The organism is Gordonia hankookensis (genome assembly GCF_014673215.1).
GTDB classification, from domain to species: domain Bacteria; phylum Actinomycetota; class Actinomycetes; order Mycobacteriales; family Mycobacteriaceae; genus Gordonia; species Gordonia hankookensis.
The window spans coordinates 79,062-92,532 of sequence record NZ_JACWMS010000001.1; the positions used below are offsets into that span (position 1 = coordinate 79,062).

Annotated in this window: 7 protein-coding genes; all 7 read right to left on the reverse strand. The window is 65.7% G+C overall.

Translation table 11 applies throughout. The annotated features are described in order from the left end of the window. Position 1 precedes the first annotated feature (1 nt). Positions 2-1,837: an AMP-dependent synthetase/ligase gene (locus tag IDF66_RS00380; protein WP_190265365.1), complete on the reverse strand. Its 1,836-nt coding sequence runs from the start codon at positions 1,835-1,837 to the stop codon at positions 2-4. A 142-nt stretch (positions 1,838-1,979) separates the two neighbouring features. Beyond that, positions 1,980-3,890: an ABC transporter ATP-binding protein/permease gene (locus tag IDF66_RS00385; RefSeq protein ID WP_317628530.1), complete on the reverse strand. Its 1,911-nt coding sequence runs from the start codon at positions 3,888-3,890 to the stop codon at positions 1,980-1,982. A 117-nt stretch (positions 3,891-4,007) separates the two neighbouring features. Further along, positions 4,008-4,550 carry a hypothetical protein gene (locus IDF66_RS00390; protein ID WP_190265366.1) on the reverse strand — a complete coding sequence of 181 codons (543 nt, stop codon included), beginning with the start codon at positions 4,548-4,550 and terminating at the stop codon, positions 4,008-4,010. An 89-nt stretch (positions 4,551-4,639) separates the two neighbouring features. Further along, entirely contained in the window at positions 4,640-5,515 is an 876-nt protein-coding gene (locus tag IDF66_RS00395; RefSeq protein WP_190265367.1) for an acyl-CoA thioesterase, read from the reverse strand. 119 nt (positions 5,516-5,634) lie between these two features. Beyond that, complete coding sequence (pyk, locus tag IDF66_RS00400; RefSeq protein ID WP_164309484.1) at positions 5,635-7,068, reverse strand: pyruvate kinase; 1,434 nt, start codon at positions 7,066-7,068, stop codon at positions 5,635-5,637. 173 nt (positions 7,069-7,241) lie between these two features. Further along, positions 7,242-8,747 (reverse strand): glutamate synthase subunit beta, encoded by a 1,506-nt coding sequence (locus tag IDF66_RS00405; RefSeq protein WP_190265368.1) that lies wholly within the window; start codon positions 8,745-8,747, stop codon positions 7,242-7,244. Further along, on the reverse strand, positions 8,740-13,311 hold the full coding sequence (gltB, locus tag IDF66_RS00410) for a glutamate synthase large subunit (protein WP_190265369.1): 4,572 nt from the start codon (positions 13,309-13,311) through the stop codon (positions 8,740-8,742). Before gltB ends, IDF66_RS00405 begins: the two co-directional genes overlap by 8 nt. Positions 13,312-13,471 lie beyond the last annotated feature (160 nt).

Genomic DNA, 13,471 nt, shown 5'->3' on the forward strand with positions numbered 1-13,471 from the left:
GTCAGCGCAGATCGATGACGTCGCTCCCGGGCGACTCCCCGTACATGCCGCCGATTCGATCCGCGTATTTCGTCGCAATCGGCTTTCGCCGCAACTTCATCGTCGGCGTCAGTTCGTCACCACCCGGGTCCCAGGCGGCAGGCACCATGGTGAAGCGCTTGATCTGTTCGACCCTCGACAGTTTGCCGTTGCCCTCCCGGATCGCGGCGGTGACCTCCTCGATCACCTCGCGCCTACGCGACAGCGTCGCGATGTCCGCATCCGGGATGTTCAGGTTCTTCGCTCGCGCCGCGGCCGCATCGGGATCCAGGACGACGAGCGCGACGATGTACGGCTTGTCGTCCCCGATCGCCACCACCTGTCCGATCAGTGACGACGCCGCCTTCATCGCGTTCTCGATGTTCGTGGGCGACATGTTCTTGCCGGCCTCGTTGATGATCAGTTCCTTCTTACGATCAACAATCGTCACATTGCCCTGGCCGTCGATGGTGGCGATGTCACCGGTGGCGAGCCAGCCGTCGGCATCGATGGCGTCGGCAGTCTTGTCCGGTTGCTTGCGATAGCCGCGCATCACCACCGGACCACGGATGAGGAGCTCACCGTCGGCGGCGAGTTTCGTCTCCACACCGGCGACCGGCTTTCCGACAGTACCGATCGCGAGATTCTCCGCAGTGGTCATCGTGGACACCCCGGTGGTCTCCGACATCCCCCAGACCTCCAACACCGGAACACCGAGGCCGAGGAAGAACTGCAGCACCTCGGGCGGAATCGCCGCCGCGCCGGAACCGGCGAACGTGACCTGGTCCATCCCGATGGCGGCCCGGACCTTGTGCAATACCAGCTTGTCGGCGAGCCCGTGCTGGAGTCCACCGACCAGCCCGTCGCCGCGTCCCTCGAGATGCGCCTTCGCGGAGGCGGCTCCGGCCCCGAGCGCCCACGCCGCCAGGTTCTTCTTCACAGGGCTCGATTCCTCGGCCATCTTCGCCTCGATCCCCGCACGGATCTTCTGCCAGACCCGTGGCACACCGAAGAAGAACGTCGGCCGCACCTCCGGTAGTGCGGCGGCGATCTCGCGCGGGTCCGGAACGGTCGTCACCTGGATACCGCGGACCATGTTCGCCGCATGCGAGGACACGCGGTCGGCGATGTGGGCAGCGGGCAGGTACGAGATGACCCGATCGTCGAAGCCCGCGTCGACATGTTCTTCGAGAGCGGCGAGCTCGGCGATGATGTTGCGGTGGGTGATCTCCACGCCCTTCGGCGGGCCGGTGGTACCCGAGGTGTAGATGAGGGTCGCCAGATCTTCCGGTCGCACGGCGCGCCACGATCTCTCGAAATCGAAGTCATCGGGCGCTTCGGTCTGCTCCAGTTCGGCGAGAGTGATCGCGCCACTCGCGGCCCCGTCCACCACGATCGTCGTCGTGACCGCGGTGTCGGCGGCACGAACCGCCGGCAGGAAGACCTGCTCGGTGACCACCACGGCGTTCTCGGCGTTGCCGAACAGGTACTCGATCTGATCCGGCGAACTCGTGTTGTAGATGGAGAACGGGATCGCCCCGAGGTGCAAGGCCGCGGTGTCGACCAGGTGGAACTCTGGCCGGTTGGTCAGCATGATGCCGACGGTGTCCCCACGTCGGACGCCGACTGCGGCGAGCCCACCGGCGATCGCCTCGACGCGGGCGGCATACTGCGCCCAGGTGATCTCCTGGATTCCGCCGACGGTCCGGATCGCCACGCTGTCCGGACGTACCGTCGTCGTCAGTTGAAACGCCTCCGGCAAGGTCGCCACCGCGGTGCCGCTCTCGTGCGGAAATGTGATCTGCTCTGCGTCCGCCATGACCGGTGTCCTCGTTCCGCCCGACTGTGTGGTCGGCATCACAGTACCCAGTGATCACGCCGCCGGAAGAAGATCCACCACATTGGTAATGAGACAGTAAAATCCGGACGTCAGTGCTGCAGTTCCTGCCGTGTGAACTCGCTCAGGCGCCGACCGGACGAACCTCCCACGAACCTCCGCCGGTCAGCTCGAGAACAGTGGTGTGGTGCTGATCGGTGGTGCTGCGGTGGCTGACGGACACCAAGATCGTCTCGGGTAGTTCCGCCCGGATCAGCGAATACAGCGAGTACTCCAGACCTTCGTCGACGGCCGAGGTCGCCTCGTCCATGAACACCACTTCGGGGCGGGTGAGCAGGATGCGCGCGAATGCCACGCGCTGCTGCTCCCCCGGCGACAGCACCTTCGACCAGTCTTCCTCCTCGTCGAGGCGATCGACGAGGTGCGGTAAGAACACCCGCTCCAACGCGGCCCGGATCGCGTCGTCGCCAACGTCGTCCGGCAGTGCCGGATATGCGACCGCGGTGCGTAGATCTCCGAGCGGGATGTAGGGGATCTGCGACAGGAACAGCGTGCGGTCGCCCGGCGGGCGGGCGAACTCGCCGTCGGCGAACGGCCAGAGCCCGGCCAGTCCGCGCAGCAGGGTCGTCTTGCCCGAACCCGACCGGCCCTTCACCACGATGGCGTCGCCCGGGTCGAGAGAGAGGCTGAGGTCGCGGATGAGTTCGTCGCCATCCGGGGTGGTGATGTCGACATCGGTGAGTCGCACGGCGCGGTCGCGGTCGGTGGTGGCGAGCACCGGCAACTCACGTGACTCGTCGTTGGCGTCCTCGAGCCCGTTGAGTCGGATGAGTGCGGCACGGAAATCGGCGAACGAGTCGTAGGCCTCGCGGAAGAACGACAGCGAGTCGTGGACGTTGCCGAACGCCGACGCCGTCTGGTTCATGTCACCGAGGGTGATCGTGCCTGCGAAGAATCGCGGCGCCTGGATGATGTAGGCGAACACCACCGACAACTGATTGACGACGAAGTTCCAGCCGGTGAACTTCAGGGTCCGGAAGACGATCTGCCAGAAGTTGCCGACCACGGCTCCGAATCGTTCGAGCAGGCCGGCACGTTCGACGCCCTCACCGTGATAGAGCGCGACGTTCTCGGCGCCGTCTCGAACTCGGACGAGTGCATATCGGAAGTTCGCCGTCAGGCGCTCCCGGAGGAAGTACAGGCGGATCAGCGGTCGGCCGATCCAGAACGCGATGACAGTGGTGATCAACACGAACATGTAGACGAACCACACCATCGCGCGCGGCACTTCGGTGCCGAACACGGACATGGGACCGGCGAGGTCCCACAGGATCTTCGTGAACGACACGATGGTGATGATCGCCGGGATCACACCGTTCGTCGATGATCCGTTGTACCCGAAGACGAGCTGGCGGCTCGACGTCGCGACTGTCGTGATGTCCGTCTCGATGCGCTGGTCAGGGTTGTCGACCCCCGGCTGGATCGCCGAATCCGGCCCCTGAGGACGGGCCGCCTCGACAAACCTGTTCCGGTAGAAGGCCTTTCCACCGAGCCAGTCCGTGGTGTTGCGCGTTGTCATGTACTCGCGCAGCTTGATCTCGAAGGCGCTGCCCAGATACAGCTCGATGAGGGTTCGGACGATGTGGATCGCGGCGAGGACGCCGAAGATCCACATGGCCTTCCAGAAGGCCGACTTCCCGGCGTCCAGAGCATCTTGATTTCCCTGCGCAAGACCCTGGGCAGCGGTCTGGAGCGCCGTGAACATGTCGTTGCCCTGATACGAGAACAGGACAGTGACTCTCACTCCGGCAACCGCCAGCAGCAGCAGCACCCCGACCAGGCTCCACGCGAGCAGTCTGGTGTCGGAGTCGGTGAAGAAGCCACCGGCGGTCCGCCAGTACTGCCGGCCCCAGTTGGTGAACCGCGCCAGCAGATAGCCGACGACCAGCACCCCGACGAGAGCGATCACGAACACGATGCCGATCCACCGGAGCGAAGCCAATACCTCGCTGCCCCAGTCGATGCTGTCAGTCACCCTCTCCCCCATCCATCCGAAGGTCACGTGTGGGTCCTGCCCGGAAACCGGCCAGGGTTCACAGAGATCGCCGCAGTCTAACCCGCGCCCTCGCTTACCACCCGTTAAGGCGGATGGTCAGGGAACAGGGCGCAGCACGACTCCCGACGAAAGCGCCGATTCGGACACGGTCTCCTGGAGGACGTCGCCGACGCGGACCACATATCCGTCGCGCCCCGACGCGACGTCGCGGGCACGGAACGGCATCTCGCATTGATTGCCGTCCCCGCTCTCGCGCTGACCCAGTGTGGTCGTCGACAATTCATCGCCGGTCTCGTCGTAGATCCGGACGGGCGCACCCGGAGCGATCCGCAGCGTCTGGCCCTGGGCAGTGGGACAGACCACCACACCGCGGGCGGTGAACGTTGTTCGATTCACCGTGCCGACCAACAGTGCCGCCACGGCGACCGCGGCCAGCGCCATGGCGGCGAGTGAGCTGATGATGATGATCGGCGATCGTGTGCTGCGCTGCCAGGTGCGCTGCGGCAGCATCGGTCCCGACCGCAGCCAGAACTGAGGAGGTTCGGTTGGCCCGGTGTGGGGACCCACCGGGCGGCCGGCGCCGGGGTGTTCCTGCGCCTGCGGCGCCACGTCGCGTCGAGGAGGCTGGGCGGAGGTCATGGCATCAGTCTGCCAGCACGCGGGTGTGGTCTCGATACGCCGACTCGCCTGGCTGCTCGTCGGCCACTCGACCAGCGGTCGGCCGGGGCTCAGTTCTTCGGCGGGAAGTACTTGATCAGGGCCTCTTGGACGACCGAGGTCGCCAGGGTGCCGTCACGCTTCCAGAACCGGCCCGATCCCATGCCGCGACTTCCGGTCGCGACCGGCGACCGAGTGGCGTACAGCAACCAATCGTCGAAGCGGAATTCGCGGTGGAACCACATCGAATGGTTGACGGTGGCGGCGAAGAGCCGGTCGATCCCCCACGAGAGGCCGTGTGTGGTGATGATCGAGTCGAGCACCGTGGTGTCGGAGGCATAGCACATCGCGGCGACGTGCATGATCGGATCGTCGGGCAACACACCGTCGGTCTTCATCCACACCCGGTTGTCCGTGAGGGTGGCCCCGGCGTCGCGCATCTTCCAGGTCGGATCGTTGGCGAACCGGATGTCGATGGGGTGCAACGCATTGACGAACGTGGCAATACGATCCTCGTAACCCTTGAAATGCTCGCCGAGCGGCGGCAAGTCCTCCGGGTAAGGCACCTGCGGGATCTCCACGGCGTGCTCGAGACCGACCGTGTTGTCCTGGAAGGCGACCAGCATCGTGAACACCTCGGAGCCGTCCTGCATCGCGGTCACCTGTCGGTTCGCGAACGACTTCCCGTCACGAAACCGCGCGACGTGATACTCCATGGGCTTACTGACATCGCCACCCCTGATGAAGTGGGCGTGCAACGCGTGAATCGGCGGGTTCCCCCGGGTGATGGTGCGGCCGGCCGCCACCACTCCCTGCGCGAGCAGCTGCCCACCGAACGTGCGCGCCGTCTTCTGCTCCGGGTGCTGGCCGATGAACAGGTCGTCGTCGCGCTGCTCGACGTCGAGCAGCGCGAGCAGTTTGCCGAGATCCTCGGATTGGTCGGTCATGAGAGCACACCCTATGCCCTCGGGGAGAGCGGTCTCGATACGACTCCTCGCCGCGCTCGTCGTCCACTCGACCGACGCGACGACACGACTCCAGCGGCGGAAGGACTACAGCGACCGGGTCAATGGTCCTGCTCGCCGATCCGGTGAACGTGAATCATGTTGGTGGAGCCCACTGTTCCGGGCGGAGCACCCGCGACGATCACCACCACGTCGCCTTCTTTGAGACGTCCGATGCGCAGGAGTTGCAGGTCGACCTGATCGATCATGTGATCTGTGGTGTCGACGTGATCGACGATGAACGTCTCGGTGCCCCAGCTCAGCGCCAGCTGGCTTCGCACCTCCTGGGTCGGCGTGAAGGCCAGCAGCGGGAGCCGCGAGTGCAGTCGGGCCAGCCGGCGGACCGTGTCGCCCGACTGCGTGAACGCCACGAGCGCCTTCACCTCCAGTCGTTCACCGATGTCGCGAGCGGCGTAGGAGATGATGCCGCGCTTGGTACGCGGCACGTGCGACAGCGGCGGGACGTCGCGGGACCCGCCCTCGACCGCACGCGCGATCTTGTCCATCGTCAGCACCGAATCGATCGGCCATTTGCCCACCGAGGTCTCACCGGACAGCATCACGGCGTCGGCACCATCGAGGACCGCGTTGGCGACGTCGGAGGCCTCGGCGCGGGTGGGTCGCGAGTTCTCGATCATCGAGTCCAACATCTGGGTTGCGACGATGACCGGCTTGGCGTTCTCCCGGGCCATCTGGATCGCCCGCTTCTGGACCAGCGGAACCTCTTCGAGGGGCAACTCGACGCCGAGGTCACCACGGGCGACCATGATGGCGTCGAACGCGAGCACGATGGCCTCGAGATTGTCGATGGCCTCAGGCTTCTCCAGCTTCGCGATCACCGGCACGCGCCGCCCCACACGGTCCATGACCTCGTGGACCAGCTCGATGTCGGCCGGACTGCGGACAAAGGACAGGGCGATCATGTCGACACCCAGTTCCAGCGCGAACTCCAGGTCGGCGATGTCTTTCTCGGACATCGCGGGCACCGACACGTTCACGCCTGGCAACGACAGGCCCTTGTTGTTGCTGACCGGTCCGCCCTCGGTCACCGTGCACACCACGTCGTTGCCGTCGACGGCGGTGGCGACCAGGCCGACCTTGCCGTCGTCGACGAGCAGTCGGTCACCGGGTTTGGCGTCGGCGGCCAGGTGTTTGTAGGTGGTCGACACGCGATCGTGCGTACCGACGATGTCGTCGACGGTGACCCGCACTTCCTCGCCCGTCGCCCACAGCACCTCGCCGTTCGGCGCGCCGGTGTCCTCGAACTTTCCGAGGCGGATCTTCGGGCCCTGCAGGTCGGCGAGAATGCCGACGGCCTTCTCGGTGGCATCGCTCGCCTTTCGCACCCTGGCGTAGACCTCGCGGTGCACGTCATGGGTGCCGTGGCTCATGTTCATCCGGGCCACGTCCATCCCGGCCTCGACGAGCTCTTTGAGCTTCTCGTCGCTGCTGGTCGCCGGGCCGAGGGTGCAGACAATCTTTGTTCGCCGCGTCACTGTGTTCACCTTAGTCCCGTTGGATCGCCATCTCTATCCCGGCGCGGATTGGTCACCTGCCGGACAACCACAGTTCGAGCAGGTCAGCGCAGTAACCGGGGTGGTCGCGAACACAATGAAACCAACGCTGCCCGCGCGAGTTGCGGGTCGTGCCGACCTGCTCTGTGGTCCCGTCACCGCACCGACAGCGGCAGAGTCGCCGGCCGCACCGGCGACGGCAGGTCGGACTCGCCCATCAAGAGCTCGTCGACCGCGCGCGCGGTCGATCGGCCCTCGGCAATCGCCCAGACCACCAGAGAGGCGCCACGATGGGCGTCTCCGCACACGAAGACACCGGGGGCGTCTGTTTGCCAGTCACTGCCGCACGACAGCGCACCGCGCCCGTTGGGCTCGAGTTCGAGATCGGTCAGCAGCGGCCCTCGTGTGACGCCGGCGAACCCGATGGCGAACAGGGCCATCTCGCACGGGATCTCGAACTCGTCGCCGACCGGGGTGACCACCCGTCGCCCGTCCGGCTCGCGGACCACCTCTACTTCTGCGAGTACCAGCGTGGTCACGTTGCCGTCCTCGTCGCCGACGAACCGCTGGACTGCGACCTGATACTTCCGCTCACCGCCCTCGGCGTGCGCGGATGATGTCCGCATCACCAACGGCCATGTGGGCCATGGTGACCGGTTCTCGTCGCGGTCGCTGGGCAGTTCGGGGTTGTAGTCGAGCTGAACCACCGAGGCCGCGCCCTGGCGATGGGCGGTCCCGAGGCAGTCGGCACCGGTGTCGCCACCGCCGATGATGACGACATGCTTGCCCGCGGCGGAGATCGGCGACGGACCGTCGCCTTCGCATTCGCGATTGGCGGGTACGAGATGTTCCATCGCGAGATGCACGCCACTCAGCTCGCGACCCGGCACCGGGTTGTCGCGGGCCTCCATCGCGCCGATCGCCAGCACGACAGCGTCATGGCGCGAGCGCAGCTCCTCGACCGACATATCGGTACCGACCTCGCAGCTGGTGACGAACTCGGTTCCCTCGGCGCGCATCTGGGCGATCCGCCGATCGATGTCGGACTTCTGCAGCTTGTACTCGGGGATGCCGTAGCGCAGCAGCCCGCCGAGCCGATCATCGCGTTCGTATACGGTCACCTCGTGGCCGGCTCGCGTGAGTTGCTGTGCGGCAGCAAGTCCTGCAGGGCCCGAACCCACGACCCCCACCGACTTTCCCGACCGCGCGGCGGGCGGCTCCGGTCCGATGATGCCCTCCGCCCACGATTCGTAGGCGATGGTCTTCTCGACACGTTTGATGGTGACGCTGCCCCCGGTGGTGGCCTCCGAGATCGACAACACGCAGGCTGCCTCGCAGGGCGCCGGGCACACCATCCCGGTGAACTCGGGAAAGTTGTTGGTGGCGTGCAGCCGACTACTCGCCGCGTCCCAACGTCCGCGGCGGACCAGGTCGTTCCATTCCGGGATCAGATTTCCCAGCGGACATCCCGCGGTGCCGGAATGGCAGAACGGGATTCCGCAGTCCATGCAGCGGGTGGCCTGTTCGGACACGTCGGCCATCTCCTGCAACGGGTTCTCGCCGTGGTGGTAGACGTCGTGCCAGTCCTGTACCCGCTCGGCGATCGGACGGTACTTCGATTCTCTCTTGGGGATCTCCAGGAACCCGCGCGGATCAGCCACGTGCCGCCTCCATGATCGCTGAATCGACGTCGCGCCCTTCGGCCTCGGCCATCCGGGCCGCGTCGAGCACGCGCTTGTAGTCACTGGGCATGACCTTGGTGAAGCCCAGGCATCGACGCGGCCAGTCGGCCAGCATCGACGCCCCGATCGCCGATCCCGTCAGCTCGGTGTGCTTGGTGATCGTCTCGCGCAGGAATCGCAGGTCGTCGGGGTCGGGGCGCAACAACTCCACCATCGCCATGTTCACCTTGGCGCTGTCGAGGTCATAGACGAAGGCGATGCCCCCGGACATCCCGGCCGCCAGATTGCGCCCGGTGGTCCCGAGGATCACCACCCGTCCGCCGGTCATGTACTCGCAGGCGTGATCGCCCACGCCCTCGACCACCGCCGTTGCGCCGGAATTGCGTACCGAGAACCGCTCACCGACCTTGCCGCGCAGGAACACCTCGCCCGACGTCGCGCCGTAGAGGATGGTATTGCCTGCGATGACCTGATCCTCGGCGACGAACCAGGCTTCCGGATCGGGTGCTACGACGATCTTCCCGCCGCACAGCCCTTTTCCGACATAGTCGTTGGTGTCGCCCCACAGCCGTATCGTCACGCCTGGCGGCAGGAAGGCGCCGAGTGACTGTCCGGCCGATCCGGTCAGCTTCACCACGATGGTGTCCTCGGCGAGGCCTTCGGCTCCGTATCGGCGTGTGACCTCCGACCCCAGGAGAGTGCCGACCGTCCGGTTCACGTTGCGCACCGGCAGCTCCAGCGTCACCGGATGGGCATCCTCGAGCGCACCTTCGGCGAGCTGGATGAAGGTCTGATCGAGCGCACGATCGAGCCCATGGTCCTGGCCGCGCATCCGGCGGGTCGGCCCCTTGTCCTCGTGGGTGCGGAAGATCGGGGTCAGGTCGAGACCCTTGCTCTTCCAATGCGCCACCGCCTCGGCGGTGTGCAGACGCTGCGACTGCCCGATCGCCTCGTCGAGCGTGCGGTAGCCCAGCTGTGCCAAGTGCTTTCGCACGTCCTCGGCAATGAACCGGAAGAAGTTGACGATGTGCTCGGCCTGCCCGGTGAACCGCGCACGCAGCTGAGGATTCTGCGTCGCGACGCCGACAGGGCAGGTGTCGAGGTGACAGACCCGCATCATGATGCACCCGGAGACGATCAGCGGAGCCGTCGAGAAGCCGTACTCCTCGGCACCGAGCAGGGCAGCCATGATCACATCGCGCCCGGTGCGCAGGGCGCCGTCGCACTGCACAGTGATGCGGTCGCGTAAACCGTTGAGCATCAACGTCTGCTGCGCGTCGGCGAGCCCGATCTCCCACGGGGTACCGGCGTGCTTGAGTGACGTCAGCGGCGAGGCTCCGGTGCCTCCGTCGTGGCCCGAGATCAGGACTACGTCGGCATGCGCCTTGGACACGCCCGTTGCCACGGTGCCGACTCCGACCGCACTGACCAGCTTCACGTGGATACGTGCGTCGGAGTTGGCGTTCTTCAGGTCGTGGATCAGCTGTGCGAGATCCTCGATCGAATAGATGTCATGGTGCGGCGGGGGCGAGATCAGGGCGACCCCGGGCGTGGAATGCCGCGTCTTGGCGATCCACGGGTACACCTTGTAGGCCGGGAGCTGTCCTCCTTCACCGGGTTTCGCTCCTTGCGCCATCTTGATCTGGATGTCGGTTGCGTTGATCAGGTAGTCACTGGTGACCCCGAAGCGACCGGACGCCACCTGTTTGACCGCGCTGCGCCGTTCCGGATCGTAGAGTCGATCGACATCTTCGCCACCCTCACCGGAGTTGGAGCGCCCACCGATCCGGTTCATCGCGATGGCGATGGTCTCGTGGGCCTCGGCCGAGATGGACCCGTAGCTCATCGCGCCCGTGTTGAACCGCGTCATGATCGTCTCGACCGGTTCCACCTCCTCGAGCGGGATGGGATCGCGTGCGGCCAGGTCGAAATCGAACAGTCCGCGCAACGTGCCACCCTCACGGGACAGCTTGTCGACCTCGTCGGAGTACTTCTGGAACACCTCGGACCGACCGGTTCTCGTCGCGTGCTGGAGCAAGAAGATCGTCTCGGGGGTGAACAGATGGAGTTCGCCCTCCCTGCGGTACTGGTACTCCCCGCCGACTTCGAGACGCCGGTACACCTGTTCCGTCGGGTTCTCCGGGAATGCCCGGTGATGACGTATCCGGACCTCCTCCGCGAGCTCGTCGAGGCCGACACCTTCGATCCGGGAGACGGTCCGCGTGAAGTACTCCTTGACCACCTCCGACGACAGTCCCACCGCCTCGAAGGCCTGCGCGCCGGTGTACGAGCTGATCGTCGAGATACCCATCTTGCTCATGACCTTGAGCACGCCCTTGCCGAGCGCCTCGAGGTAGTTCCGGCTGGCCTTGGACGACGGGACACCGGTGAGCTCGCCCTCCGCGATCAGATCGTCGATCGACTCGAGCGCGAGGTACGGGTTGACAGCCGCCGCACCGAAACCGATCAGCAGGGCGATGTGGTGGACCTCGCGGGCGTCACCCGACTCCACCACCAACGCGACCTTGGTGCGTTCCTTGGTCCGGACGAGGTGATGGTGTACCGCTGACGTCGCGAGCAACGACGGGATCGGTGCATGATCCCGGTCGGTCCGCCGGTCGGAGATCACCAGCGTGGTGTGTCCCTCGGCGATCGCCTGGCTCGCACGCAACCGGAGATCGTCCAGAGCGGCAGCGAGTCCCGGCCCGCCGTCGGCCACCTCGTAGAGACCGTGCAGCACCTTCGCCGACAATCCCGGATTGTCGCCGTCGTCGTTGATGTGGACGAGCTTGGCGAGGTCGTCGTTGTCGATGACAGGCCAATGCAGCAGGATCTGGCGACATGATGCAGCGGTGGGGTTCAGGAGATTCTGTTCGGGACCCATCACGCGCGCCATCGATGTGACGATCTCTTCGCGGATCGCGTCCAGCGGCGGATTGGTCACCTGGGCGAACAGTTCGACAAAGTAGTCGTAGAGCAGCCGGGACCGCTTGGACAGCACGGCAACCGGGGTGTCGGTGCCCATCGAGCCGAGCGGTTCATAGCCCGACGCGGCCATCGGCGTGAGGAGCACACGCATGTCCTCCTCGGTGTAGCCGAACGAGACCTGGCGTCGGACAACGGTGTCGTGGTTCGGTTTGTAGACCGGCCGGTTCGGCAGGGTTGCGATGTCGAGCAGACCGGCATGGAGCCACTCGTCGTAGGGCTGCGCACCGATCAGGTCGCCCTTGATCTCCTCGTCCGGGATGATCCGGCCCTGTTTGGTGTCCACGAGGAACATCCGGCCCGGTTCGAGCCTGCCCTTGGAGATGACGTCGTCGACGGAAACGTCGAGCACCCCTGCCTCTGACGCGAGGATCACGCGACCGTCGCGGGTCTGCCACCAGCGTCCCGGCCGCAGCCCGTTGCGGTCGAGCACGGCTCCGACGACGGCGCCGTCGGTGAAGGTGACACAGGCCGGGCCGTCCCAGGCCTCCATCAGCGATCCGTGGAACTGGAGGAACGCGTGCCGCTTCGGATCCATGTCCGGCACGTTCTCCCACGCCTCGGGCACCATCATCATCACCGCGTGGGGCACGCTGCGGCCACCGAGGTGCAAGAGTTCGAGGACCTCGTCGAGCGAGGCGGAATCCGATGCCTCCGGCGTGCAGATCGGGAATGCACGTTTCAGGTCCCCGGGGATGAGGTCGGTCTCGAGAAGTGCTTCACGTGCACGCATCCTGTTGCGGTTGCCGCGGACGGTGTTGATCTCGCCGTTGTGGGCGACGAATCGGAAGGGGTGGGCCAGCGGCCACGACGGGAACGTGTTGGTCGAGAAGCGGGAGTGCACGATGGCGATCGCGCTGTGGCACCGCTCGTCGCGCAGGTCGTCGTAGTACAGCGGCAGCTGCATCGTGGTGAGCATGCCCTTGTAGACCATCGTGCGAGTCGACAACGACGGGAAGTAGATGCCCGTTCCCGCCTCCTCGACCTCCGGGGTGACCCGCTCGGCCTGCTTGCGGAACGGGTAGATGAAGCGATCGAGTTCGAGGCCGCCGATCCGCTTCGCGCCTGCAGGTGGGTCGACGGTGACGAAGAGCTGCATCATGTAGGGCATGCAGCCGAGCGCTGTCTCTCCGATGTCCGCGCGTTCGGCATCGACCGGTAGCTCACGCCATCCCAGGATGGTGATGCCCTCGGCGTCGGCCAACGCACAAACCCGTTCGACGGCGCGCTCGCGCAAGACGGGATCGACGGGCAGGAAACAGATTCCGGCGGCGTAGGTGTTCTCACCATCCGCAGTCGGCGCGGGAAGGTCGAAACCCGCCACCGCGCGGAGCAATTCGTCGGGGAGCTGGATGAGGATTCCTGCACCGTCACCGCTGTTGACCTCGGCGCCGGCGGCCCCGCGATGTTCGAGGTTCTCCAGCGCCAGCAAGCCGTCGGCCACGATCGAGTGGGAACGTCGGCCGTAGACGTCGGCCACCATCGCGACACCGCACGAATCGACTTCGGCCTCGGGGTCGTACAGGCCCTGCTTGGCCGGGAGCGCGGAAAACAACATCTCGAACCTCCACTCGACTCGGTGACGAATCGCAATGCTCGATGTCCTCAGGGACAGCGCTGGCCCGTGGAGCAGTTATCCGGTGACCGAGTTCGATGGGCTGATCCCGGTCATCGTGAATCTTCACTCTATCGGACCGAATCAGAGGGTGCCGCGTACT